At 44.8% G+C, this 25,571-nt stretch carries 20 protein-coding genes and 2 riboswitches; of the genes, 4 read left to right on the top strand and 16 right to left on the bottom strand.

What is annotated here, in order from left to right:
* Positions 1 to 489: 489 nt before the first annotated feature.
* Positions 490 to 1,875 carry an MBL fold metallo-hydrolase gene (locus tag J7E38_RS09115; protein WP_214705134.1) on the bottom strand — a complete coding sequence of 462 codons (1,386 nt, stop codon included), beginning with the start codon at positions 1,873 to 1,875 and terminating at the stop codon, positions 490 to 492.
* Between the two features lie 195 nt (positions 1,876 to 2,070).
* The gene (locus J7E38_RS09110; protein ID WP_214705135.1) at positions 2,071 to 3,258 is read right to left on the bottom strand and encodes an MFS transporter; all 1,188 of its coding nucleotides are present in this window, start codon (positions 3,256 to 3,258) and stop codon (positions 2,071 to 2,073) included.
* Between the two features lie 196 nt (positions 3,259 to 3,454).
* Here J7E38_RS09110 and J7E38_RS09105 point away from each other — a divergent pair, with 196 nt between their 5' ends.
* Positions 3,455 to 3,970, top strand: a complete 516-nt coding sequence (locus J7E38_RS09105) for a DoxX family protein (RefSeq protein WP_214705136.1) — start codon at positions 3,455 to 3,457, stop codon at positions 3,968 to 3,970.
* 193 nt (positions 3,971 to 4,163) lie between these two features.
* The gene (locus tag J7E38_RS09100; RefSeq protein WP_214705137.1) at positions 4,164 to 4,664 is read left to right on the top strand and encodes a DoxX family protein; all 501 of its coding nucleotides are present in this window, start codon (positions 4,164 to 4,166) and stop codon (positions 4,662 to 4,664) included.
* A 66-nt stretch (positions 4,665 to 4,730) separates the two neighbouring features.
* On the opposite strand, the gene J7E38_RS09095 is transcribed toward J7E38_RS09100, so the two are convergent.
* The 13 genes from J7E38_RS09095 to J7E38_RS09030 form a co-directional block, all read right to left on the bottom strand.
* The gene (locus J7E38_RS09095) at positions 4,731 to 5,990 is read right to left on the bottom strand and encodes a DUF445 domain-containing protein (protein WP_214705138.1); all 1,260 of its coding nucleotides are present in this window, start codon (positions 5,988 to 5,990) and stop codon (positions 4,731 to 4,733) included.
* A gap of 186 nt (positions 5,991 to 6,176) precedes the next feature.
* Complete coding sequence (locus tag J7E38_RS09090) at positions 6,177 to 7,004, bottom strand: MetQ/NlpA family ABC transporter substrate-binding protein (RefSeq protein WP_214705139.1); 828 nt, start codon at positions 7,002 to 7,004, stop codon at positions 6,177 to 6,179.
* Between the two features lie 20 nt (positions 7,005 to 7,024).
* Positions 7,025 to 7,690, bottom strand: a complete 666-nt coding sequence (locus J7E38_RS09085; RefSeq protein WP_214705140.1) for a methionine ABC transporter permease — start codon at positions 7,688 to 7,690, stop codon at positions 7,025 to 7,027.
* A complete protein-coding gene (locus tag J7E38_RS09080; RefSeq protein WP_214705202.1) occupies positions 7,680 to 8,693 on the bottom strand; it encodes a methionine ABC transporter ATP-binding protein in 1,014 nt (337 codons plus the stop codon). Before J7E38_RS09080 ends, J7E38_RS09085 begins: the two co-directional genes overlap by 11 nt.
* Before the next feature lie 74 nt (positions 8,694 to 8,767).
* Positions 8,768 to 8,872, bottom strand: a riboswitch (SAM riboswitch).
* A gap of 142 nt (positions 8,873 to 9,014) precedes the next feature.
* Positions 9,015 to 9,545, bottom strand: a complete 531-nt coding sequence (locus J7E38_RS09075) for a chromate transporter (RefSeq protein ID WP_214705141.1) — start codon at positions 9,543 to 9,545, stop codon at positions 9,015 to 9,017.
* Positions 9,542 to 10,117, bottom strand: a complete 576-nt coding sequence (locus J7E38_RS09070; protein ID WP_214705142.1) for a chromate transporter — start codon at positions 10,115 to 10,117, stop codon at positions 9,542 to 9,544. Before J7E38_RS09070 ends, J7E38_RS09075 begins: the two co-directional genes overlap by 4 nt.
* A 360-nt stretch (positions 10,118 to 10,477) precedes the next feature.
* Positions 10,478 to 12,133 carry a methyl-accepting chemotaxis protein gene (locus tag J7E38_RS09065; protein ID WP_214705143.1) on the bottom strand — a complete coding sequence of 552 codons (1,656 nt, stop codon included), beginning with the start codon at positions 12,131 to 12,133 and terminating at the stop codon, positions 10,478 to 10,480.
* Positions 12,134 to 12,156: 23 nt separating this feature from the next.
* A complete protein-coding gene (locus J7E38_RS09060; protein ID WP_214705144.1) occupies positions 12,157 to 13,137 on the bottom strand; it encodes a BMP family lipoprotein in 981 nt (326 codons plus the stop codon).
* A gap of 160 nt (positions 13,138 to 13,297) precedes the next feature.
* The gene (locus J7E38_RS09055; protein WP_214705145.1) at positions 13,298 to 13,954 is read right to left on the bottom strand and encodes a potassium channel family protein; all 657 of its coding nucleotides are present in this window, start codon (positions 13,952 to 13,954) and stop codon (positions 13,298 to 13,300) included.
* Between the two features lie 12 nt (positions 13,955 to 13,966).
* Positions 13,967 to 15,307, bottom strand: coding sequence for a TrkH family potassium uptake protein (locus tag J7E38_RS09050; protein WP_214705146.1), 1,341 nt, complete (start codon positions 15,305 to 15,307; stop codon positions 13,967 to 13,969).
* Positions 15,308 to 15,486: 179 nt separating this feature from the next.
* A riboswitch (cyclic di-AMP (ydaO/yuaA leader) is annotated at positions 15,487 to 15,627 on the bottom strand.
* Between the two features lie 289 nt (positions 15,628 to 15,916).
* The gene (locus tag J7E38_RS09040) at positions 15,917 to 17,746 is read right to left on the bottom strand and encodes a hypothetical protein (protein WP_214705148.1); all 1,830 of its coding nucleotides are present in this window, start codon (positions 17,744 to 17,746) and stop codon (positions 15,917 to 15,919) included.
* A 189-nt stretch (positions 17,747 to 17,935) separates the two neighbouring features.
* Positions 17,936 to 19,900: a hypothetical protein gene (locus J7E38_RS09035; RefSeq protein ID WP_214705149.1), complete on the bottom strand. Its 1,965-nt coding sequence runs from the start codon at positions 19,898 to 19,900 to the stop codon at positions 17,936 to 17,938.
* 15 nt (positions 19,901 to 19,915) lie between these two features.
* On the bottom strand, positions 19,916 to 21,142 hold the full coding sequence (locus J7E38_RS09030) for an ATP-grasp domain-containing protein (RefSeq protein WP_214705150.1): 1,227 nt from the start codon (positions 21,140 to 21,142) through the stop codon (positions 19,916 to 19,918).
* 172 nt (positions 21,143 to 21,314) lie between these two features.
* Here J7E38_RS09030 and J7E38_RS09025 point away from each other — a divergent pair, with 172 nt between their 5' ends.
* On the top strand, positions 21,315 to 21,884 hold the full coding sequence (locus tag J7E38_RS09025) for a GNAT family N-acetyltransferase (RefSeq protein ID WP_214705151.1): 570 nt from the start codon (positions 21,315 to 21,317) through the stop codon (positions 21,882 to 21,884).
* A 44-nt stretch (positions 21,885 to 21,928) separates the two neighbouring features.
* Positions 21,929 to 22,825, top strand: coding sequence for a diacylglycerol/lipid kinase family protein (locus tag J7E38_RS09020; protein WP_214705152.1), 897 nt, complete (start codon positions 21,929 to 21,931; stop codon positions 22,823 to 22,825).
* Positions 22,826 to 22,861: 36 nt separating this feature from the next.
* Here the strand turns inward: J7E38_RS09020 and J7E38_RS09015 are convergent, their stop codons facing one another.
* Positions 22,862 to 24,700 (bottom strand): M6 family metalloprotease domain-containing protein, encoded by a 1,839-nt coding sequence (locus tag J7E38_RS09015; protein ID WP_353049945.1) that lies wholly within the window; start codon positions 24,698 to 24,700, stop codon positions 22,862 to 22,864.
* Positions 24,701 to 25,571 lie beyond the last annotated feature (871 nt).

Raw genomic sequence — 25,571 nt, 5'->3', positions numbered from 1 at the left:
CCCTTATAGAGGGCGATCTGCTTGCATAAGGGTATCTTTCCGCTTGAATGGTGCCCTTATAGAAGTGGGGTTGCTTGCATAAGGGTACCTTTCCGCTTGAATGGTGCCCTTATAGAGGGCGATCTGCTTGCATAAGGGTATCTTTCCGCTTGAATGGTGCCCTTATAGAGGTGGAGTTGCTTGCATAAGGGTACCTTTCCGCTTGAATGGTGCCCTTATAAAGGGCGATCTGCTTGCATAAGGGTATCTTTCCGCTGAAATGGTGCCCTTATAGAGGGCGATCTGCTTGCATAAGGGTACCTTTCCGCTTGAATGGTACCCTTATAGAGGGCGATCTGCTTGCATAAGGGTATCTTTCCATTTAAATGGTACCCTTATAAAGGTGAAAATAGTGGCCACTCATGCTACAGTATTACAATTCAGGACACCCTACGGCACTATACCTAAATATTAAAGCCAGCTCATAAATAAACTGAGCTGGCTCGACTCTTAATCTTTTTTAACTGGCAATCCTTCTTGTTCCCATCCGGAGAAGCCGCCTTCGAGGTTTAATACATCCTTGAAGCCATTTTTCAGCAGCAGGCTTGTTCCGATGGCGGAGCGTGCGCCTGACTGGCAATGGGCGATGATTTTCTTGTCTTTTGGCACTTCGTCGAGCTTTTCGGTCAGGTTGCCGAGCATCATATGATGGGCACCTGGTATGTGGCCGCTGTCCCATTCGCTCTGGTTGCGGACGTCGATGACAAAGTAGTTTTCGTCTTCCATCAGTTCTTTTGCCTCGCTTGCGGTTACAGATTTGTATTCCTCGAGGCCTCCTCCGAGCTCTTTCGGATCGACATACCCTGTTACCTGGTCAAGCCCAATTGATTGCAGGGATTTTTTCACGTCGGGCAGTTTTTCCGGATCTGCGATTAATACGATGTCCTGGTCATAGCTTAATAGCCAGCCGGCCCAGTTTGTGAAGGATTTATTGTACGGGATATTGATCGTTCCCTCCGCATGCCCGTCAGCGAATTCACTTGCCGGCCGGGTATCTACGACTGCTGCATTTCCTGTGTCGGACAGTGACACTTTATGAGTTTCCTCGCGTCTGAGCAATTCAGGGCCTTCCTTGTTCAGCTTTTTCATCTGGGCAAAGTATTTCGGAGGCTCTGGCTGTCCGGCTAGCAGCTCCTGAACAAATTGGTCCTCTTCATTGATCTGGAAAGCCCAGTTGAATTTTTTCTCATAGCCCAAAGTCGACATTGGAACCGCACCAAGGGATTTCCCACAGGCGCTTCCAGCTCCGTGTGCTGGCCATACTTGCAGGAAGTCAGATAGCTTTTCCACTTTCCGGAGCGATTCGAACATCTGGCGGGCGCCTGCTTCCGATGTATCCTTGATGCCTGCCGCTTTTTCGAGAAGATCAGGACGGCCGACATCGCCGACAAACAGGAAGTCACCCGTGAAGATGCCCATTGGTTCATTGGCACCGCCGCCCTTATCCGTCAGCAGGAATGAGATGCTTTCCGGTGTATGACCTGGGGTGTGGAGCACTTCAAAATAAATATTCCCAATATTGAATGTCGATCCCTCAGTCAGCAATTCATGCTCATACTGGTCGACATATTGATACTTCCAGTCCTTATCCCCTTCATCGGATACATACAGCTTGGCGCCATGGTGGTGGGCAAGCTCCCTTGCTCCTGACAGGTAATCCGCATGAATATGGGTTTCAGTTGCTGCTGAAATATTGAATCCTTCTTTTTTTGCGATATCCAGATAAGGCTGGATATTCCTTGCCGGGTCGACCACAAGAGCCTCACCCGTCCTCTGGCAGCCGATCAAGTATGACATATGTGCTAGCTGGTCATCAAAAAACGACTTAAAATACATATGAACTCCTCCTTCATTTTTCAATAGGTTTATGAAGTCTATACTCTTTTATACCCCACACCATATTTTTTAAAAGTCGAAAAAATCCCAGTACCGGGTGTTGCCTTAATTCCAATATATACCTATATATGTATTTTACCCTGTTATAAAATTCACTTCAAATAAAAAGAACCTGCTCCAAAAGCGGAAGCAGGTCTAGGTTCTTGCAGTCTTTTTCATCATGAATATATAGAGAAGAATCGAAGCAAAAACGGAAATGGCGGACGCAATGTAGATGCTTCCATATCCAAGCCAGTGGCCAATCTGGCCAAAAGCCATCGCCCCGACTCCGACACCTAGGTCGAAAAAGGAGAAGAAGGTCGCATTCGCCATTCCTTTCCTGTTCATCGGAGCATCCTGGACAGCCCAGGCCTGCAATGCGGGCTGTACGGAACCAAAACCGAATCCATACAGGCCGGCTGCAATAAACATCACAAGGCTGTTAGGCAGCCACGCTAAAAGGATCATGGCGATCATGATTAAAAATGTTCCAGGCAGGAAGACGGCACCATGACCTTTTTTATCATAAAGTTGGCCGGCAAATGACCTGGACAGCATCAGGGTTAATGCAAAAATGAAGAAGTACCACTCGATCCCGGCGATTCCTTTTTGTGCTGAGTAGAGCGGCAGGAATGACGCGATCCCTCCAAAGGTGATCGTAATGAACAATAACAGCAAGGACGGCTGCAGGGCGGACTTCTCATATACATCCCACCTCCGCTTCTCCGTATTCTCTTCGGTTTGCTCCACCTTTTTATAGGTGATACGTGATGCAAGGAGAAATGCAGCAATGCCCAAAGCAGCACTGATTAAAAATAACTGTTTGAATGTGATAGCCGCTGCCAAAGCAAGTCCAAGCGAAGGCCCCATCGCGAGTGCCACGTTCCCGGAGAGCCCGAAGTATCCCATTCCCTCTCCCCTGCGCCGCGGCGGGATTAAATCAGTTGCAATCGTGCCAGATGCTGTTGTCGAAAATCCCCAGCCGACTCCCTGGATGATCCGCATTAAAAACAGGAAGGCAATTCCGGATGCAAATCCAAAAGAACCTACTGAAAACACGAAAATTGCCAGCCCTGTAAGGTATATGAATCCTCTCCCTTTCGTTTCCAGCATCCGTCCGGCAAATGGGCGAACGAGCAATGCTGAAAACGTGAAAATTCCTACGACAAAACCGATTAACTGGTCATTTCCACCCAAATGCTCCACAAATAGCGGGATAGTAGGCAAGGTCATTTGAAACCCCAGGAATATGAAGAAATTCGCCAGGAAAATAAACAGGAAATCCTTGCTCCAAATTTTTTCAGTGCCCTGAGTTTGGTGAGCTCCTTTTGCTTGTTGATCCATCTGCTTCATCCTTTCTGACTGAATTTTTAAGGCACTGTTGCCATTTTTCCCTTTAAAAAAGAACCATGTTCAATATTCCGTCAATTTGTTGTAGCGTTTTTGTGAACAACTTCACAATTCCCTCATCTTTCTTTCGGATTCTGATATATTGTAAGTGTAATCAATAATTACTATTTTTTGAAGGGAAGCGATTTAGATGTTCGCGAAATGGTTAAGAGAAAACAATGTTGCTGCTGGCCTGTTGACTGTCATCAGGGTATGGCTCGGATATAACTGGATGACTGCCGGATGGGGAAAATTGACTGGTGAAGGATTCGACGCAACTGGATATTTAAAAGGTGCCGTTGCCAATCCGGTGAAAGGTCCAGATGGGCACATGGTTTATGGATGGTATGTGAACTTCCTTGAAAACTTCGCGATTCCGAATGTCGACCTATTCAACTTCATCGTGCCGCTTGGGGAATTCCTTATCGGTCTTGGATTGATCCTTGGTTGTTTGACTACTGCTGCGATGTTCTTCGGACTTGTGATGAACTTCAGTTTCTTCCTTGCAGGCACTGTATCTCATAACCCAACTGACATCTTCTTCGGCTTCATCCTTCTGATCGCTGGCTACAATGCTGGCAAATACGGTTTAGACCGCTGGGTGGTTCCTTTCATCCGCAAGACTGTTTTAAAGAGAGAACCGGAAGCTGCACATAAAGCCGTTTAACTTCAAAGAGCCTAAAGAGCCTGTATTTTGCAGGCTCTTTTTCATTGCCTGGAAATGATCGCTCGTTCAAAATCTTGACAATATGTTATTGCTATTTTGTGAACAGCGTTCTCAAGCCCTCATCAAAAGGCCAAAAACCAATATATTGTAGTGTAATCAAATAATCATTCATTTTTGAAGGGATGCGATTCATATGTTCGCAAATTGGTTAAGGGAAAACAATGTGGCGGCTGGCCTGCTGACAATTATTCGGATCTGGCTTGGCTATAACTGGATGACTGCCGGATGGGGAAAATTAACCGGAGAGGGATTTGATGCAACAGGGTATATAACCAATGCCATCGCCAACCCAGTCAAAGGTCCAGAAGGAATTGTTTATGGGTGGTATGTATCTTTTCTTGAAAACTTCGCGCTTCCAAATATTGAGCTTTTCAACTTTATCGTTCCCGTCGGTGAATTCCTCGTAGGTGTGGGACTCATTCTTGGCTGTCTGACAACTGCCGCTATGTTCTTCGGATTGCTGATGAACTTCAGCTTCTTCCTTGCCGGAACCGTATCCCACAATCCAACAGATATCTTCTTCGGATTCATCCTCCTCTTCGCCGGATATAACGCAGGAAGATACGGCCTGGACCGCTGGGTGATCCCATTCATCCGTAAAACAATCTTTAGGAACAAAGCAGCAACGAAATGAATAAGCAAGCCTCCTGAGTGAACTCAGGAGGCTTTTTTCATGTCGATGCTCAAATTGGTCTCACATTCACATAACAATGAGTTTGAAGATGGTTAAGCCAATTCCGATCAGGAAGCCGCACACCGCTCCGTTCACTCTGATCCATTGCAGGTCTTTTCCAACATTGTTTTCCATCATATCAATGAGTGTTTCCGTATCAAGCTTATCCAGGTTCTCTCTGACAAGCTTCCCGATTTTTGAATGGTTCCTTTCAATCAGGCCAGCAATTTTAGCATGAAGCCAGCTTTCGACCGCTGCTACTTTTTCGTCGTCTGCCTTGATTTCATCGATGAATTTTTTCACGATTGGAATGACTGTGTCATCCACAAAACTGTCCTTTTCGATTAGCGCAATCACACGATTCTTTGACTTTGCCAAAACTCCCTTGATTTGTCCGGTCAAATCCATTTCTTCGACCATTTTATTTTTCCAGGACTGGATTTCGGACATAAGGACTTCACGCTCACTGATGCTTCCCAGCTCTTTGCGAATTTTATCAAGGATCATATGGCGGTATCGATTATCATCCTGCTGCAGGTTTTTCATTCTTTTTAAAATGAATGATTGCAAAATATTGCCGACTTTTTCCTCGGTGATCATATTGCTGAAAGATTGAATGGCGAATTTCAGGAGACCATCCGCTTCGGTTGTATCAATTGCCTGTTTCCCCAGCTTGCCAAGGACCATTTTCGCTTCAGCCTGCGATGCCCATTTTTCTGTCTCTTGCAGAACATAGTCAAATGCAGCTGAATCATATTCCTTCGCCAGGACATGGCTTGATGCCTTTTGCAAAAACTCGGAAGAATCCGCTGAAAGCAGGAATCCTTTGATTTCTTTTTCAATCGTTGGCGCAAATCGTTCAACGTCCACTTTTCTTGCCACATCCAGACTGAATGCCTGGATGCTGTTTTTTACAGATTCAGAGTGAAGCTCCTTCTCAATCGTTTCGAAAATCTTATCCAAAATATGAATCTGCTTGAACTTTTCCATGATGCTTTCTTTCGTGAGCCAGTCATTCTCAAGCATATTGATTAATGCGCGCGTCACTTTATCACGATTTTTCGGCAAAAGAGCCGTATGCGGAATCGGGATGCCGAGCGGATGCCTGAACAGCGCCGTTACAGCAAACCAGTCAGCGAGTCCGCCGACAAGACCGGCTTCAAAGCCGCCCATCAGCAGTTTCCCAATCAGCGAGTCCTGAAAAGGAATCATAGCGAGGAATCCCGCTCCCATAATCGCCAGCGAAATGGCTGCTAAATGTCTAGATCTGTTGTTTCGTTTTTCCATATATCTCCCTCTGTAACTGTTTAATTGAAACTTGTGCAGTTCTGAAGCTCGCTTCTGTTCCCCACCTTGTATGTGAATTCTGGAAAAGAGCCTCTTCAATATTTTACCCAATTTATAGGGGAGAAAGCTATAAAAAAGGAAAAGTCCCAGGAGCATCGGCTGCTGGGACTTCCTTACATCATACTCTTACTCCATCCACTCTGGCTTTCCAAAACCTTTGAAATCATTATCAATGATTTTTTCAAAATCATCTGACTCGACGACTTCCTTGATGTCTTTTGCAAATTGGGCATCCTGGTCCTTTGTGTTAATGACGACACGGTTGCGATACTGGTCCGGCATGTTTTCAAGCTGAAGCGCAGTCAACAGATCCATTTTTGCTGCGAGGGCAAAGTTGCCGGGTACAGCAGACAGGTCAACGCTTTCGACGGCTCTTGGAAGCTGTGCTGCTTCGATTGGCTTGAACTGCAGGTTCTTGACATTATCTTTCACATCTTTTTCAGAAACAGTCAACGGATCAGCATTAGGATCAAGCTTGATCAGGCCGGCATCCTCAAGAATCAGGAAGGCACGTGCTGCATTGGTTGGATCGTTTGGAATCGCGATGGCAGAACCCTTTGCGACTTCATCCAGTGAGTTGAACTTCTTTGAGTAGATTCCCATTGGCGCTGTTGGGACGACAATCACTTCAGACAGCTCAAGATCGTGTTCTTTTGCGAAGTTTTCCATGTACACCTTATGCTGGAACAGGTTGGCGTCAAGATCCCCTTTTGACAGGGCCAGGTTTGGCTGGATGTAGTCGCTGAATTCGACCACTTTCACTTCATAGCCTTTTTTCTCAAGCAGAGGCTTGATTCCTTTTGTGACCATATCGCTATACGGCCCTGATGTCGCTCCGAAGGTAACTTGCTTTTTGTCAGCCTTCGCATCGTCGCCTGTTGCGGAATCACTGCCGCATGCAGCCAACAACCCGATTGATAAAAGTACCAGTAAAGAGAATAATAATTTCTTCATTTTAAAATAACCCCCAATTTTTATCTTTTGTCTACTAATTTAGCAATCCTGTCGCCGCCAAACTGGATCAGCTGGACGAGACAGATTAAAATAATCACCGTTGTAATCATGATGGTATTGTCATACCGGTAATAACCGAAGCGAATTGCCAGATCACCGACTCCGCCGCCGCCAACAATACCGGCCATTGCCGAGTATGCCACAAGGCTGATGATCGTGATGGTGACACCCTGGACGATTCCCGGCTTAGCCTCTGGAATCAGGACATCCTTGATGATCATCCACGGAGTAGCTCCGGTGGCCACCGCTGCTTCGATGACCCCTTTATCGATTTCGCGCAAGCTTTGCTCGACGATCCTCGCAAAGAACGGAATCGACGCAACTGATAATGAAACGGATGCGGCAGTCGGCCCGATTGTCGTGCCGGCGATTAAATTCGCCAGCGGCAGCAGGGCGATCAACAGGATGATGAACGGAACCGACCGGATCATATTGACGATGAAACCGGCAATATTTTTAAAAAGCTGGTTTTCCAGGAACAGGCCTTTATCGGTGACAAAAAGAAGAACCCCTGTCGGCAATCCAACAATGATCGAGACAAGGATGGAGATGCCGACCATATAGATTGTTTCAAAGAATGCCTTATTCAGTTCCGGCAGCAGTGCGACCAGATTATCAAGCAGCATCTTCAATCACCTCCAAATTTCTTGTCCTTGATGCGATATAGTCAATAGCCCGGTCGATTTCAACTGTCTCGCCCGACACTTCCATAATGAAAATCCCCAGTGGGATCTCCTGGATATACTCGATTTTTCCGTGGAGGATATTTCCCCTCACCTTGAATTTTTGGAATACATCCGAGATGACACCCTGCTCGGCAATCTCGCCCTGGAAATAAATCTTGATCAATTTGCCTTCCCGCACCTTCATCAGTCTTTCAGGCAATTCGAATTGAAGGATGGAGTTGACGAAATCCTTTGTCAGCAGTTCCTGTGGATTGGCAAAAATATCGTAGACATTTCCCTCTTCGATGATTTTTCCATCCTGCATCACGGCCATCCTATCACAAATCGTCTTGACCACTTCCATTTCATGCGTGATGAGTACGATTGTGATTCCTAACTCTCTATTAATCTTTTTAAGTAAAGATAAAATAGAGCGGGTCGTGCTTGGGTCAAGAGCGGAGGTTGCTTCATCGCATAGCAGGACGGATGGATTATTCGCCAGCGCCCTGGCTATGCCAACACGCTGTTTCTGGCCGCCGGACAACTGGGCAGGATATACGTCTTTCTTGTCGGAAAGGCCCACCATATGTAAAAGCTCTAGCACTCTCTCATTTATCTCTGTTTTCGGAGTGCCGGCAGCTTTTAGCGCAAAAGCGATATTCTCGCTGACTGTCTTTGCGCTTACAAGATGGAAATGCTGAAAAATCATCCCGATTTTCAAACGGGCTTTCCTTAGCTCACCCTTGCTCAAAGAGGTTAGCTCCACACCATCAATATAAATTTCTCCCGATGTCGGCTTCTCCAGGAGGTTAAGACATCTCAGCAAAGAACTCTTGCCTGCGCCGCTGTATCCGACAATCCCGTAAATTTCGCCCTTTTCTACTTTTAATGAAACATCGTCAACACCTGTCACCGATCCCTTTTTCGTTTCATATACTTTGATCAGGCTCTTCACTTCAATCATTTTTGCACCCCCGTTTTCACTCAATAAAAAAAGCCTCTTTCATTCAAAGAAAGAGGCATCGTAAATATCTATACGACTTATCTTTCAGAATGAAACCATTCTGCAGGAAGTGGCACCTTTCCATAAAGGAGGTTGCCGGACGTCATCGGGCCTAATCCCTCAGTCTCTCTTGATAAGTAACTTATTAAATTCATTTCGATAATTGAAATATTAAAACTCTCTGATATATTTGTCAACAAAGTTTTTTTGCATGGTTTCCATTGAAATCGTTTACATCGTTGGGGCTGTAAGAGAATTTAATTTCAAAAGAAAAACCCTTGTTTAAGATAAAACAAGGGCTCCATAAACGAGCGCACCGGCGATGACATAGGCCGGGTGCACCTTCAATTTTTCCATCAGGACGAAGCTGATTCCGCCTATCAGAATCGTTTGCGTTAAACCGACACCTTCATAGGAGGAAAAAAAGAAATCATAGGTCATGACTCCCAGAAGCACGGCAATGACTGGTCTGACTACCATAGTCAGTCTTTTGACACGAGGAGAATCCTTGAATTTCATCAGCAGCCCGAGCAGTCCAATCATTAAAATCAATGATGGTGCCACGGCTGCAAACACACCGACAATGGCGCCGAGGATTCCGCCTTCTGAATAGCCAATATACCCTGCCATCTTGGTCGCGATTGGTCCCGGAAGTGCATTGCCCATCGCCAGCACTTCACTGAATTCATTGACCGTCATCCAGTTGTATCGGTCGACGACTTCATTTTCAATCAACGGGATCGAGGCAGGACCTCCGCCATAGCCTAAAATACCAGGAATGAAAAAGGCCAAAAATATTTGAAAATAGATCATTTCTGCTCCCCTCCCATTTGTTTCTGTTCAGATGGTGAGGAGTCTTTTTTCAATAAAGCACCAAGCAGCAAGATGAAAATCAAAATGGCCGGATGCACGTTCAAGAATTGGAGCAGCACCAGGCTGCCAATCAGCGCAACGGCTGTCCAGGCCCAGCCGAGCTTAGATTTTCCAGACTTCTTGATGAAGTCCCAGGTCAGGACGGCGAGCATGACAGCAACAACCGGTACAACAGCATCAGCCATTCCTTTTACCCATGGCTGATCCTTGTAAGAGTTCAAAGTCGTAAGCAGGATAATCATCAGGAAAATCGTCGGAATCATCGTTGCGGCCAGGGCATTCAGCATGCCAAGGAAACCGCCGACTCGATAGCCGATATACCCAGCCATTTTCGTTGCGATCGGACCGGGGAGCGCATTCCCCAAAGCAAGAATGTCACCGAACTCATCAGAGTCCATCCATTTATATTTATCTACTACTTCCTTATGTACAAGCGGAATCGAGGACGGCCCGCCCCCATAGCCAAGGATTCCCACGCGAAAAAACGCCAGGAATAAATCTTTTTGCTTCAAAACTTCACCTTCTCTTTTGTTATTAGCTCTAAGCAGTCTCTTCCTATAATTCTTATTTCTTTTATTTAATTATAGACTCATATATTTGAAACTGCATGTCAAATTAAAGGAATTATATCGTCGTTGGGCCTCGTTTATCTTAATTTCCGCCATTTCGCGGGCATTGATTTACTCCACAACTCAATAATTTGGCGATTTCTTCATTTTTTCGATCACTTTTCGAATTATTTCGACCACATTTTGAATTATTTCGACCACTTTTTCAATTATTTCGACCAAGTATCGATTTTACGGTTAATTCATCGCTTTTCATCCCCACAAAAAAAGTACCACAGCTCCAGGCCATGATACTTTCAAAAATCATTTATTAAACTTAAAAATAGAAACAGATTCGTTCAATTCATTGGTCAGTTTCCTCAAGTCTGTTACCTTTTTCGAGAGGTTGCCGAATGCCGATAATTGTTCTGTTGTGGATGCTGAAATTTCTTCGCTTCCCGCTGCAGTTTCTTCGACGACAGCACTGATGGATTCAACATTGTGCAGGACCTTTGCTCCCAGCTCCTTGGAGGCTTCCATTCCTTTCACAAGCTGGGTGATTTTTTCCGAAATGCCGCTTACCCTTGCTTCTATATTTTCAAAAGCTGACATTGTCAGATTCATCGATTCCATTTGCTCATCAGCGATGACGCCGCCTTTGTTCACTGCTTCCCCAATTTCATCGAGTCCCATCTTCAACAGGTTGACCATATCGAAAATTTGCGTTGTTGCCAGATTTGACTCTTCGGCCAGCTTCCTGACCTCTGACGCCACGACCGCAAATCCTTTGCCAGCCTCTCCTGCTCTTGCTGCTTCGATTGCGGCATTCAATGCAAGCAGATTGGTCTGTGCTGAGATGGCTGAAACGGATTTCGCCATGTCTTCGATTTTTGCGGCATAACCAACAAACTTGCCTGTTGCTGCCTGGATGGAATAGGAGGCCTCTTTATTTTCTGTAATTAAAACCTTTTGCCCCTCAATGGCTTTCCTGCCTTCTCCAATCGCTTCGACTGCTTCCTGGCTATATGAAGAGGATTCCTGGCTGTAGTCCAAGTTCAGCATGATTTCCTTGTCCATTTCGTCAATCAGCTCGACGGATTGCTGCAGATCTTCCGAGACGGTTTGGGCACCTGCTGAAAGCTCATCCGTCGATACAGCAACCTGGTTCGAAATCTCGGTAAGCGCTACATTTTCCTGTTCGATTTCCTCTGCAAAATCTTCTACTTCTTTGCTGGTCCTATTCACCTTTTGCAGCAGGGATGTCAATTGTGCTGCCATCATGTCAAATGACTCATTCAAGGTTCCAAGCTCATCCTTATGCTTGTAGGGAACTTTTTCAATCATCAGGTTCCCTTTTGCAATTTCCTGTGCATTAATGGCAATCTGTTTCAGCGGTCTTGTAATCGAGCTCGTCAGCCTGATCCCGATCCCCCCGGCAACAAGAACAAGCAGGATGCTGCCGATGATTGCCGAAAGGATAATGAATTGAATCTGGTTCTTTAAATCCTCCTGAAGATAATCGTAATAATCATTCACCTGGATATTCAAGAGGTACAGATCATTCAGGATCCCCTCACTGCGCAGCGATTGCCGCTTCACTTCTGCACTGATTTTATCATCAAGTGCTTTCTCCGCTTCGGCCTTCAGGGCGGTGAACTTATCAAAAGCCTTATCCAACACTTGCCTGCTGTCCTCCTGCTGAATCAATCCTTTAGCCTGTGTGAAGGTTTCCGATGTTTTCGCCATTTTTGCCAATGCATCCTGCCTGTTTCCTTCGGTCGGATTGAAGGAAAAATTGCTTAGCGATTGCTTCGTGGCCGAAGTTTCAGCCTGCAGGTTCTGAACAGTCAGCAATACCTGTACATAATCTTGATTAGATGCCTGGACCATCAGCATTCTGTAAATGATAAAAGAAATCATTACAATTGATAGGCCGATGGCGAGCAATAAATTCAATAGTAATTTCTTTTTGATTGTCATCTTGGTTCCCCCAGTTGCAGCTGTTAATCTAGCTGAATTGAAACTTCATTTGTTGATAGCTTTTCTTCCAAGTCTTTCAAGGTCTTTTCCTGGTCTGGAGTCAGCTTGATGACACGGATTGGCGCAAGCCCGACCCCTTTTTCATTTATGCCCAGTTCAATTTGTCTCGATTGAAGCTTCTTCCCGGCCTGGAACTCCTTTACCGCTTCATAGAGGGCGATATCCACATTTTTCAGCATGGAAGTGATAATGGCCTTTTCGGCAAAAAAGTATTGGTCGCTATCTACACCAATCGCAAACTTTTTCCTGGCTTGCGCTTCCTTCAATACACCTACTCCCGTAAAACCAGCAGCAGCATAAAGAACATCCGCTCCATCATCAATCATTCCCGCAGCAATCTTCCCTCCAAGATCTGCATTGCCAAAGTCCTCAGAGTAGGCAACCTTTACCTCTGCATCCGGCTTCACTGCTTTCACACCCTGCTCAAATCCCGACTTAAATTTGCGGATTAGCGGCACATCCGCACCGCCAACAAACCCGACAACTTTTGATTTTGTGGCCATTCCGGCAACCGCGCCGGCGAGGAAGCTGCCCTGTTCTTCTTTAAAAACAATCGATGTGATATTCTCCATTTCTGATACCGAATCAACCAGTATAAACTGTTGTTCCGGATATTTTTTTGCAACTTTTTCCAAATCCTCAAGAACCATAAAACCAAGCCCGATGACAAGATCGTTTCCGTCTTCCACCAGCTCAGTAAATCCCTTTTCATAGCTGCCTACTTCCTGCAGCTCCCGATAATCAAATTGAATATCCAATTCATCCCTTGCTTTTGTCAGTCCGGCAAACGCCGCATCGCTAAACGATTGGTCACCAAGTCCGACGTCAGACAACATGATGCCAATCTTCACCCTTTCGTTCGCCTTTAACTCTGTGTTTGCGCAGCCCGCAAGTCCCCCTGCGAGTAAAACTGCGATAAAAAGCATATACATAATTCGTTTCATCTTGATGTCCTGCTCCCTTTTCCAGTAAATTTATATGTATTTCATCGGCCATAGTCTATATTTGTTAATGCTATAAAAGAAAGTCTATCTTTTATCAATTTTCAAAATAATGCACACAAAAAAGCAGACTGTCATTTCCCAGTCTGCTTAGTACCTGTCATTATTTTATTTTCGCGAATTTGTTCAAGTCACCATTTTCCCCAAGGACGATCAGGATGTCCTCTGCTCGGAGCGTCTTCTCCGGATCTGGCGATATATCGACTTTATTTGCTGTTTTGACGCCGATTACCGTGATATTGTATTTGGCACGGAGATTGATTTCAATCAGGTTTTTGCCGGCCATGCTCATTGGCAGCTTGATTTCTTCAATGCTGTAATCATCTGAAAGCTCAATGAAATTCAATACATTCGGGGACGCCATCAGCTGATGGGCAACGCGTTCTCCCATGTCCCGTTCAGGGAAGATGACTTTGTCCGCCCCTACCTTGAACAATACCTGTGCATGGTGTTTGTTGAGTGCTTTCGCCACAACATTGGAAACGCCCATCTCTTTTAAAATCAGGACGGTGAGGATGCTCGCCTGAATATCATCTCCAATGGCCACAATGACCGTCTCAAAATTTCTGATTCCAACTGCCCGCAATGTTTGCTCGTCGGTCGAATCGCCGATCACAGCATGGGTAACAAACTCTTTATATTCCTCGATATGCTGCTCACTTTTATCAATCGCCAGAACTTCATGTCCTTCATTATAAAGGGTGGTGGCGACACTCGAACCGAAGCGCCCCATCCCAATTACTGCATATTGCTTTGCCATATTAATATCCTCCTACCCAATCATCACTTTTCCAGCTGGATGTCGATAATGTGTTTCTTTTCTTTTTCTTGCCACTGCATAAGCAAGTGTCAATGGACCAACACGGCCCGCAAACATCGTAATAAGAATCAGGATCTTTCCATATGATGACAGATCAGGCGTCAAGCCCATTGATAGGCCGACAGTTGAAAAGGCCGATACAGCCTCGAAAAAGAGCATCAAAAAGTCTTTCCCCGGTTCCGTAATCGTCAAAACCATTGTAATCGAACCTACTAAAAATAGCGCAATCAGCGTAACCGTCAGTGCCTTTGAAATAATGCTGTTGTCCATTCGTCTGCCAAAAAAAGTGACATCTTCACAGCCGCGGATCTGCGATTTAACTGCGCCTAACAGGATTGCAAAGGTGGTAGTCTTGATACCTCCGCCTGTTGACCCTGGCGATGCACCTATGAACATCAGAAAAATGATCAAAAACAAGGTGGACTGTTTAAGGTCCGGGATATTCAAGGTATTGGATCCAGCTGTTCTTGGTGTAACAGCCTGGTATAGCGCCCCGAACATTTTACCAGTCATCGACAAGGGCTTCAAGGTCGATGGGTTGTTGTATTCAAGAATGAAAATCATCAGCGCGCCGGCCAACACCAGGACACCGGAAACGGACAGAACGAGTTTCGAGTGCAGCGAAATTTTTCTTGTACGTCGATATTCATAAAGCTCGTTCATGACAATGAATCCGATTCCGCCCAAACTGATCAGAGTGATCATGGTGATATTGACAATTGGGTCTGCTGAATAGGCCGTAAGCCCTTTGAATCCGCCCATCAAATCAAAGCCGGCATTATTAAAGTTCGAAACGGCGTGAAAAAAACCAAAATAAATGGCTTTTCCTGCAGCCATCTCCTGTGAAAATCGCAGAGACAAAATGATTCCGCCGGTAATCTCAATTACCGCTGTAAAAAGGAAAATCCGTTTCACGAGCCTGACAATCCCTTCGACAGTCTCGTTATTCAATGACTCCTGGATAATCAGCCTTTCTTTGAATGAAATTCTTTTTCCTAAAATAAATGCAAGCAAAGTGGCAAAGCTCATGAATCCAAGCCCGCCAATCTGGATCATGGACAGAATGACCATTTCCCCAAATGTGGTGAAGGTATCACCTGTGTCGACGACAACAAGGCCTGTTACACAAGTTGCTGATGTTGCGGTAAACAAGGCATCCAATAACGGGAGGCCTTTGCCATCAACTGTGGAGGATGGCAACGAAAGCAACAATGTCCCTAACAGAATAATTGCGCCGAACCCGACGACAAGCACTTTTGGCGGGTCCAGACTGAAAAACATTTTACTGCGCATGGCCCTTCCCTCTTTCCTTAGTATGAGGAATTATTCGTCGAATATTTCTTTGCAGGGACTTTTGTCTAACTGGATCCTGATCATGCCGGCGTATCAAAAATCATGCAAAACAAAAAAGCCCCCAGAGGCTAAAAGATTTCAGCCTTGTGGACTTTTGAATAGTCGTCACACAAGCTTCATCTTCCTCTTCTGCAACGCTTGCGAAGTTAGCTGTCGGATTAGGACTCAGAATAGCCCCGCCTTTTAAAAAGGCTTCACCCCAAGTGGATGCATCCACAAAATGGTTCCCCCGCTCCTGCCGGATTCAGCGATTTAGAAATATGAAACTCATTGAATTAGACTCTTTTTCGTAAAACCTTCGCCGAAAAGAGAGTATATTTTTTAAAACTGTAGTAATCATACTCCTCTGCCTTTCGAGTTGTAAAGCAGGAAAAGAACAGCAAAAACAGCCCTTTTAATCCAATTTAAATGAATACTCCTGGAAAATCACTATCTAGCTCACTGAAGCACAGTATTTCTTCGTTTTTCAAAAAAATCAAGACAGCTTCTTAACCAGCATCTTTTTGTTGCCAAATGAAAAACCGGGACAGCATATGCTTCCCGGCCGGGTTATTGGTCTGCAGCGGATTGATCAGGAAAATGAAAGGCATACAAGCATTTAATGAAATCCTCAAATCTAAGTGATGCCTCGCCATGTTGTTCACCGTTATCCCTGACACTGGTCATGACGCCATTGTACCAGTGCTGTAGACTATCGTTATTAGGATTAAAAAAGTAAACCCGCAAATCCCCATCCTGTTTAGCTTCGACTCTTTGAATCAAAATCGCATGCGGGCCAAGAAGGTTGCCTTTCCTGTCATACATCAAGATTCCCGCTGGCTGCGGCAAATGTTTCTTTATAGTGTCAGCTCCTGCAAAATAAAAATGATGGAAAAGAGCAACAAATTCATGTTCATTGTTCTTATTCCGTTCTGCAAAGCCTGGGAAAACACCTGCCATATGGAATTGGCTATTGACCCATTTATGAGGATCGGAATCTCTGCCTGCAGCTCTTTTAAGCATTTCACCATAAATTGCATCAAGGTGGGGAAGCATGACTGCTGACAGAGAGTCAATATGAACCAAATCTTTTAACTCGCAACGCACTAGGGATGATGAAGATATCGCTTGCCCTTCAAATTGAAGTTCTATTTCTCCGCTGGTCAATAATCTTCGGGCCATACTGATCAATTTATGAGGATATTTCTGTGAAAGGTAACTTAGAAGCCGCGTTGATTGGCATGTCGGATTAAATCCTTGTGCTGCTCCTAGCGGATGCCCTAAAATACTGATCAGCCCGGTTAAAATTTGATCTCTACGAGTCAGGCGATTTCTGCTGTTTTCATTAAGAGGATTAACCTTGGACGAGTGGTCACAGACGAATGCTTCAAGCTCTCTGACTACTTCAGCACTAAATACCTGCCGCTCAAACATATGATATAAACCATAAATACTCTGGCTTGCTTCTTTACCGGTGATCTCCTCTGTAATCTTGCGGATTAATGGAAAGTTTCTTTTAAGGGCCGCTCTAGCAGCTCTGCTTTTACCGAAAAAGATCTCAAGAAAATATGGTTTTTCTTTAGAAATATATTGAAGGAATGTGTCATGGTAAGTTGATACAAGGCCGGACTCCAGCATCGAATCCCTTAATTGCGAAGCCTCTGATAACAGAACAAGATCTCCTGCATTTTTTATTTCCTGAAGATAGTCCCCCTGCCTTCGGGCAAGTTCAGAGGGGAAAAAGAGAGAGCGCTGACATGCCTGAAGGGTTGGGTGACGGCTGACATTCCCATGCGCCAGGTTGCATGCACTATTGACCATGCTGATAACTTCACGGACTATTATTGGCCGCTGAGCTAAAAGATTGGTTATATCCTGTTCCAGTAAATCGAAAATTTTCGCGGAAAAACAGCATGAAGCCAGATATCTCATCAATGAACCCGCGCAGTCATCGTTATCTTTCCACCTTTTTTGATTCTTTTTCGTCTCTCCCAATGCCAGTATGTCGACATTAAGGGCCAGCAGGTTTTCCAGGTATGCAGCTGCCTCTTTTGAAGTCATCTCAGGGTTAGCATATACCCCTCTTGCCAACGCCAGGATCCTCAAATTACTGAGTGCTTCCGCTGCAGCCATGGACCCTCCAGCCATCAGTGTTCCCCTTGTAAGACTGGGATTCAACCCCTTTAAATCCTCCCATACAGTGCCGGCAAAAACACCTGCAGATTCAAAGATAGATGCATAGCCATACAGATATTCCAGTCCTTTATTCTCTTCCAGCAGCATGGCCGCCTCTTCCAGCACCATCTCTCGGAAATGCTTTTTTTGCTCTTCAGCACTGCCCCATAGCTGATATAAAGCTCCGTGGAACGAGGAATCTGCAGTTTTCAATATATATCCCATATCTCCTACCCTTTCTGATCGAATCCTTCCCTTAATCATAATGGCCAAAAAAAGACTCACATACTGGGTAACTTGAAAAATAACGTATACTTTATATTCTGCTTCAAATAGGTGAACCCTTTAAGACAAAATAAAAAACCTGCTATCAGCATACTGCCGATAACAGGTAATTGTTCCATATTAAACATTTTAAATCCAGGCTGGATATGCCTTGCCCCAGCTTTCTTTTGCCAGCGCTTCAACTTCACTTACAAGCGAGTCCTCTACCATATAGGTCTCGCCTTGCTCATATGGATTATAATGGAATGCGTACATCCGCGCCAGGAACTTATGGAATGGAAGAGAGGATTCTCCTTCTAATTCTCCATTTCCCTGGACGGCAGGCGTAATGCTCTGCCCCCAGTTTTGGCCGCTGTCATTATTAGGATTATAGAAATAAACACGGTAATCCCCCTGGTCATCCCTGGCTATTCGCTGGATCGAAACAGCGTGCAGTCCCATCAGCTCAGCGTTCACACTTGTAATGAAGATGCCGACTGGATTAGGATAAATCATTTCGTACCCTTCATTGTAGTCAGGATGGTGGGTGGCATAAAATAGCTTCACAAATGCCTGATAATTTGAAACGGCTCCTGTTATGGGATCGACCACATTGATGAATCCCCTCGGAATCCATTCCCCATAAAATTCAGGGTTCACCCATTTATGTCCATCTTCTCCCCTGAGAAGTGTTCTTTTCATCATTTCGTTATAGATTTTATCAAGATGCGGAACGAGCACGACGGAAACGGGATCCAGCTCCATATCAATCTTGTCGGCTACACCACCTTCAATCTGGCTCGAATGGATTGGTTCCCCCTCGAAGGTCATGTCAATATCATTATCCCGTGCGGCTCTTGCGATATACTCTAAAAGCTGGCCAATTCCATGCTGGGCCCAAAGGCTGATTGCCCTTGCAGACTGGCATGTAGGATTCAAGCCCTGCCCGATTCCAAGAGGCTGGCCAAGCACGCTCACTGTTCCGGCCACAAGAACTCCGTTCGGAGAAATGCCTCCTTGCTCGAATTCTTTCTTCATGAGTGCCCTCTTGACCTCATGATGGATTGGAAGTTCGAATAGACGGCGAATCCCCGGCAAAATTGGCTCTTGTGTCAGGACGCCCCTATCCAGCATTTTAGCCAGACCATATATTGATTGCCTTGTTTCTGGAAAAATCGAAAGCTGGATCAAGTCATGAATCAGCTGCTGGTTCGCATTATAGCTGGCAACGCCAGTTTCAGACAAATCAAGCGCAAGCGGCACAAGTTCCGGATGAGCCCGGTTTATATATCGAATGTAAACGGCATGGTATGGGGAAACAAGACCGGTATCCTTCATTGAAGCAGCAAAAGCCTTTGCCTCGGTTTCCAGCTCTTCTTGATATGCCTCTTTCAGTCTGACACGGTAATCTCTCTGGCTTTGATTTTCCCGGCTCAAAGGGCTTGGTGCCTGAAAAGCATTATGGTATTTCCTGATCGTTTCTTGTTCCTGGCCCTCGATTCCCGTTTCCATTAACTGTTCAGCTGATTCAATCATCTTAATAATCCTGTTAACCATGATCGGTCTTTGAACGGCCAGCCGCTCAATCTCTTCAACAAGATTATTGGCAATCGCCTTAAAGCTTAATTCTTCGCCAAGAAAACGGAATAAACGCTGTGCCCTTTCAATATGTTCACCATGTTCAATTCTCGCCTCCTCGGTTTCAGGAGGAAAAAGAAGGTCAAGGTTCAGCGCTAGTACCTCATTCAAAAATTCCCTTGCTTCTTCCGGCGTCACCAGGTCATGCTGATAATCCCCTTTCGCAATCGAAAGCATCCTCATTTCACTGAGAAGTTCCACAATGGAGTTTACTCCCTTAACCTTTAGGGAACCACCAACAAAGGAGGGCTGCAATTTTTCAGGATTTTCCCATGGCCCCCCATTAAAGACACCAGCCTGATCATATAAAGAACCCTTTTCATACAGATGAGACAATCCTTCTTCCGTTAAGGCAAGCTCTATTGCGAGCTGGAAAACGTTTGTCTGGTACATGCTTTTAGCGAAGGGTTTCGCCTGGTCAAGAGTGTCGAGCGCCTGGTTGAACCTGTCTTTTACACTAGTCATGTCATTGCTCATCGCTGCTCTTCTCCCTTATAAATAAAAATCGTAATTCTCGTATTCTTTCAAAAGCTCTCTCATCTTTGTGCTGTCATCGCCAAAGAAAAAGATTGTTCCGTAGTGGTTTCCGAACCCTACCCGCTCAGCCACCTTTGAAGTAACAGGGATGAACATATCATGTCTTTCGAAGTATGGATTTTCTTTCAGTTCAGCTGGGACATTCAGCTTTTCAATCAGCTGTACACGGGGATAGACCATGAGGCTTCCCGCAAATCCTTTAGCAGATACAACTTCTTCTGGGAAAAAGGCTTCGAGCTCTTCTTCAGTTGTCAGTGGATCACTGCAGAGAATTTGCGCCTGAAATGCACTGAAGCCATAAGCCCTTTCAATCAGTTCAAAAATATGTCCTCCCGGAACCCTGGCAGCCACTTCGCCAAAATTAATTTTTCCATCCGGGGAAATGAAAAATTCCGGGTGGATTACGCCGTATTTTATCTCGAAGGACTCTACCAGTTTCTCAATTTCCGCCCTGATCTGCGGCCTCCATTCCTCCAGAGAAGGGGATGCCGGCACGAAGTTGGAATGGCCAAGCTGTACATATTCCGTGATATTCAGGAAGCGGATCTTTCCGTTATGGATAAAAGCTTCACAGGAAAATTCCTGGCCATCAAGATGGCTTTCCATAAGACATGGAAACTCTGAATCGTCCATCATCTCAATCTCTTTTGCTTCCCTGATCACCCTGTGCCCGACTGTGCCCGCTTTATTCAGAGGCTTTACATGAATCGGATCATTCGGATCGCCATCCAGCTTAATCAATGCCTCATTAACCCGCTTCAGGAATCTGTACACATCCTGCTTGTCATATGCCTCTTCAAATACTCCGACTCTCATGCCAGCAATTTGTGCTTTACGTTTCATCAGCCCTTTGTCCCGAAGCAGAAGGGAACGATTAAAGATTCTAGGGTCTTCTGTAAATCTTGCATTTAGCGCCCCGGCCCACTCGACCGTTTCTTCATAAATTGGGACAGCCAGCCTAGTGTTGAGCATTCTGAGCTTTTCATAAAGCTCGGTCGATTTTTCATTTAAACGATCGAATTCCCATCCAATAAATTGAATTTCATGCTTGTCCGCAAACTCCTGGAAATCAGGCGGACCCACTACAACGAATGGACGGCCAAGCTTATCCATAGCTTCGATCGCAGGAAGACTCCATCCTAATATAGCTGTAAGCTGCTCTTTTTTTTCTGTATTCTCCATTAAAGCTCCCCGCTTCCACTAAAAAAAGTAGTATAACGACTTATATATTTCCAAAATAGCAATTTTTCAAACTAGTATTTTCAAAAAAATGGTTTAATATTCTTGTTTTTCAGGTATGTAATTATAGTTTCCATCAAAATAACAATCATATTAGGATAAAGGAGCCGAAAACTTGATTATAGACTGGCATGAAAAGCTGCTGGAATACTTCCCGGCCCGTGAAATGAAATCAAAAAAACATTTTGAATCCCTTTTTACCGAAAAGGAAAAATTATATAAAAAGGAAGAAGGACCGGAATATGTCCTTATTTACCTTGAACAGAAGGATTTTATTTTTATTGATTATATTTTGGTAAGCGGCAGCAGAAGAAGCAGGGGTACAGGATCCAGGCTTTTGGGCAGGCTTAAACAAAAGAATAAAGCCATCATTCTCGAAGTCGAGCCCGAAAACGCCAATGATCCCGATTCTTTAAAGCGGATCGATTTTTATCAGCGAAATGGATTTAAGGAATATGGTTCTATTCAGTATGAAAGAATTCATGCTGTCACTGGCGAACTGAATAAAATGGACATTTATTGCTGGGCTCCCTCACCAAGAACGGAAGAATGGGTATTCGAACGAATGGAAAACGTTTATGAAGAAGTCCATGCTTTTAACTCAGAAAAGTTATATAGCAAGAAGCCGCAGCCTGTTGAGGAAGTATTGAAGCTTAGAAAGAAAAGCTTTAGCAGGGCTAAATGACTTTTTGACTCAGCATGTCGGAAGCGAGCAACGGAGGAATGAACATGAAAAAGGCTATGATCATTGTCAATCCATCGTCCGGAAAAGAAAAAGCGAAGGACTATGTGGAAAAAATACAAGAAACCCTGCAAGAAGCATTTCACCTGATTGATGTAAAAGAAACGGAAAAGGAGGGCGATGCTGCGGCATTTGCGACTGAAGCCTGTGTGGCTTTATATGATGCGGTCATCGCTATGGGCGGTGATGGTACCATCAATGAAGCCATCAATGGACTAGCTGAACAGGCACACCGTCCCGCTCTCGGCATCATACCGCTAGGGACGGTCAATGATTTTGCCAGGGCACTCAAAATTCCGCTGGAACCATATGAAGCCATCTCTATTTTGGAAGAACAAAATCTTCGTCCTGTCGATATCGGAAAGGTCAATGAGTCTTATTTTGCCAATGTTCTAGCAGTCGGGGCGATTGCTGAGGCCTCTTACAATGTGAGCGCAGAACAAAAAACCAGGCTCGGCCCACTGGCTTATTTTATGGAAGGAGCAAAATCCTTCCTGAATGGTGAAGCGATTGAAATCAGTGTTGAACACGAAGGAGGGAAATGGGAAGGAGAAACCTTCCTTTTGCTTACAGCCCTCACTAATTCCGTTGGCGGGTTTGAGGCACTTGCACCTGAAGCAGACGTGAATGACGGTAAGTTCCACACTTTTATCATAAAAAAGTTATCCATTCCAAAAGTCGCATCACTCATCCCTTCACTTTTGAGAGGGGAGTTGGAAGAAAGCAAGGAGGTCGAATATATCCGCACCTCCTATCTTAAGGTATCCTCCGATAAAGCACATGTCGTGAACATCGACGGAGAAGAAGGCGAGCCACTGCCCTTCAGCGCAAAAGTCCTCCCAGGGCATCTCGATATCTTTGTGCCATCTAATCAAAAAACCTGAGCAGGGGATTTCCCCTGGCTCAGGTTTTTTTCAACATTATTTTACACTTGAATCAAAGTTATAGAAGAACTTGGCTGTAATGGAGCCATCTTTGTTTTCCTTGATGTCCGTTACATGGATACCGGAATCAGCTGGTGTAGCACCGTAACCTTTCCAGAAGTAGTAAGAACCTGTGTGTACATTGCCGCTTACTGGAGTCAGCTTGCTGCCTGTTTTAAAGAAGTCACCTGCGTCTCCTCGGTTAAGGTTCTTTTCGAGGTCATACTTGCCATCTGCCTGAAGGACAGATAAACCGTAGTGAGTCACTACATCACCATTGCTAGCAGTCTGTGACTGGTTGTACAGGAAGCGCTTATTCATCCAGTTTTCAACGTTGTTCGGACGGAAACCGGCTGTCTGGTAAAGGTTGATAACATTTTCATCAACATGCCATGCTACTAGACCATGAGCATCTTCACCTTGACGGACCATACCTTTGTTGAAGCCATCCTGCTGCATGTTTTCAAACAAGAAGTATTCTGTACCGTTTGATCCTGGAACTTCCATTTTCACGATTCCGTCGTCAGCTGTTGCTTTGTTTACAGCTGGCAGAGTGATTTCTTTCACGCCGCTTTCAGGTGTCACCTCGATTGGATTAGCCCATCCAAGGAAAACCTTTGAGAATGGATCGAAGTGTGTCGGTGAGTTTCCGCCGTACTCAGCTTTATTCGGATAGCGCATCCATGACCCGCCAGCCATCATGGAGTAGTTACCTACACCTTCTGATGAGTAAAGAGTGTCATAGAAATCCGGCAATCCTAAAGCATGTCCAAATTCGTGAGCATATACGCCAGTCTGTACTGGGAATGGACCTGTTTTCGCTTCTTCTTTATACGCGTTAGTAGCAGCATCGAAACCAGCTACGTTCCCGCCGATTCCTGGCTGGATGTTGTAGTTGTTAACGACTACCCCATCATAAGTCATGTCTTCTTTGACTGTTCTGTCAATCCATGCGCCCTGGCTGATTCCTTCGTACTGAGGTGCAGTCTTGCCAGTTTCGTAATATTTTCCATAGTAAAGCGCACTTAGCAGGCTCCACTTGTGAGACCAGAATTGGGCTGGGTCGCGGCTGTACTCTGCTCCAGTACCTTCATGGATTACGAATACGTTTGGAACTTCACCATTTTCATCAGCATATTTTGAAAAATCGACTTGATCATCCGCTGCTTTTAACAGGTCACGAATGAATTCACCAGTATGAGCGTCACCGTTTACGTTGCCCAGCTTATATACTCCGCCTTCAGCGTATGTGCCTTCCTGATCGAGATAATAAGATGCGCCCTTAGGAAGCTCAACCCACACAAATTCTGTGTTTTCCTTGCGAACCAGGTTGGTTTTTCCGTAACTTGATTCCTTATAAGCATTCTGCATAGTACGATCTTTTGGTACATCTGGACCATCATATTTTTGGAATTGCTCCAGTTCATACGGATTGTACTCCGTTCCAAAAATAAGATCTTCGTAATATTTTGGATCTACTTGTCCTTCCATGTCCCCGATTGGCTCGTCACCATCCTTGTACTTAGCCAAAATAACCAGGACCGGAATATCACCAGTTGCTTCCTTGTATGCAACTTGATTGTCGCCCGGCTGTTGGAATTTCGCTCCAGTCTGGGCAATTTTCTCTGCAGGATCGACTTTGGAAATATCGATTCCTAATTCCTTGGCTCTATCAACAAGCTCTGGAGCAGCACCTACATGGTGAGCAAGGCTTAGTTCATATTTACTTTGTGGTTTTACCGCGGAATCAGTTGCGCTGACTCCTGCAAACACTGCGCTTCCTGCCAAAGCAAGGGATAACGCCGAAGTTGAAAGGACTTTTAACAATTCATTCACTCCCTATTAGAATATTTCCATTTCCTAAATAATATAAAATATTCAGTATATTCTAAATAGGGACTATGGCTTATTTGATAGGTTTTCCGCTGCGTCGAAAGACTTAATTTCCAGTTTTGTCGCATAAATAGTTACTATATTACCATAATAATCCATTACTAAGAGATGGGTCAGAAAAAGTCCTTGCTGACAGCATTGTGGCTTAAACAACTTCTTAACGTTTTTTATCATGAGTCTTTTCATTCAGACAGCTTTGGGGCATTCCTTTTTAAAAGATGTCATAATAACCATGGGTTCTTGACAGCTTCGAGCCTTCCCTCCTGAAACCTGTCAAAATAACGATGGATTCTTGACAGCTTTGACCCTTTCCTCCTGAAACCTGTCAAAATAACGATGGGTTCTTGACAGCTTCGAGCCTTCCCTCCTGAAACCTGTCAAAATAATCACGGGTTCTTGACAGCTTCGAGCCTTCCCCCTTAAAAGCTGTCAAAATAACGAGGGGTTCTTGACAGCTTTGACCCTTTCCTCTTGAAACCTGTCAAAATAACCACGGGTTCTTGACAACTTCGAGCCTTTCCTCCTGAAACCTGTCAAAATAACGATGGGTTCTTGACAGCTTTGACCCTTTCCTCTTGAAACCTGTCAAAATAACGATGGGTTCTTGACAGCTTCGAGCCTTCCCTCCTGAAACCTGTCAAAATAACGATGGATTCTTGACAGCTTCGAGCCTTCCCTCTTGAAACCTGTCAAAATAACGATGGGTTCTTGACAGCTTTGACCCTTTCCTCTTGAAACCTGTCAAAATAACCACGGGTTCTTGACAACTTCGAGCCTTACTTCTTTAAACCTGTCAAAATGATCAGGGTTTCTT

Source organism: Bacillus sp. ISL-35, assembly GCF_018613355.1.
GTDB lineage: Bacteria > Bacillota > Bacilli > Bacillales > Cytobacillaceae > Mesobacillus.
The sequence above is the reverse complement of the archived record's forward strand: the minus strand, read 5'-3'. Positions and strand labels throughout refer to the sequence as shown.

Bases quoted from the DNA above. Each gene is read 5' to 3' on its own strand.
- J7E38_RS09115 (WP_214705134.1), bottom strand. From the start codon at position 1,875: ATGTATTTTAAGTCGTTTTTTGATGACCAGCTAGCACATATGTCATAC.
- J7E38_RS09110 (WP_214705135.1), bottom strand. From the start codon at position 3,258: ATGGATCAACAAGCAAAAGGAGCTCACCAAACTCAGGGCACTGAAAAA.
- J7E38_RS09105 (WP_214705136.1), top strand. From the start codon at position 3,455: ATGTTCGCGAAATGGTTAAGAGAAAACAATGTTGCTGCTGGCCTGTTG.
- J7E38_RS09100 (WP_214705137.1), top strand. From the start codon at position 4,164: ATGTTCGCAAATTGGTTAAGGGAAAACAATGTGGCGGCTGGCCTGCTG.
- J7E38_RS09095 (WP_214705138.1), bottom strand. From the start codon at position 5,990: ATGGAAAAACGAAACAACAGATCTAGACATTTAGCAGCCATTTCGCTG.
- J7E38_RS09090 (WP_214705139.1), bottom strand. From the start codon at position 7,004: ATGAAGAAATTATTATTCTCTTTACTGGTACTTTTATCAATCGGGTTG.
- J7E38_RS09085 (WP_214705140.1), bottom strand. From the start codon at position 7,690: ATGCTGCTTGATAATCTGGTCGCACTGCTGCCGGAACTGAATAAGGCA.
- J7E38_RS09080 (WP_214705202.1), bottom strand. From the start codon at position 8,693: ATGATTGAAGTGAAGAGCCTGATCAAAGTATATGAAACGAAAAAGGGA.
- J7E38_RS09075 (WP_214705141.1), bottom strand. From the start codon at position 9,545: ATGATCTATTTTCAAATATTTTTGGCCTTTTTCATTCCTGGTATTTTA.
- J7E38_RS09065 (WP_214705143.1), bottom strand. From the start codon at position 12,133: ATGACAATCAAAAAGAAATTACTATTGAATTTATTGCTCGCCATCGGC.
- J7E38_RS09060 (WP_214705144.1), bottom strand. From the start codon at position 13,137: ATGAAACGAATTATGTATATGCTTTTTATCGCAGTTTTACTCGCAGGG.
- J7E38_RS09055 (WP_214705145.1), bottom strand. From the start codon at position 13,954: ATGGCAAAGCAATATGCAGTAATTGGGATGGGGCGCTTCGGTTCGAGT.
- J7E38_RS09050 (WP_214705146.1), bottom strand. From the start codon at position 15,307: ATGCGCAGTAAAATGTTTTTCAGTCTGGACCCGCCAAAAGTGCTTGTC.
- J7E38_RS09040 (WP_214705148.1), bottom strand. From the start codon at position 17,746: ATGGGATATATATTGAAAACTGCAGATTCCTCGTTCCACGGAGCTTTA.
- J7E38_RS09035 (WP_214705149.1), bottom strand. From the start codon at position 19,900: ATGAGCAATGACATGACTAGTGTAAAAGACAGGTTCAACCAGGCGCTC.
- J7E38_RS09030 (WP_214705150.1), bottom strand. From the start codon at position 21,142: ATGGAGAATACAGAAAAAAAAGAGCAGCTTACAGCTATATTAGGATGG.
- J7E38_RS09020 (WP_214705152.1), top strand. From the start codon at position 21,929: ATGAAAAAGGCTATGATCATTGTCAATCCATCGTCCGGAAAAGAAAAA.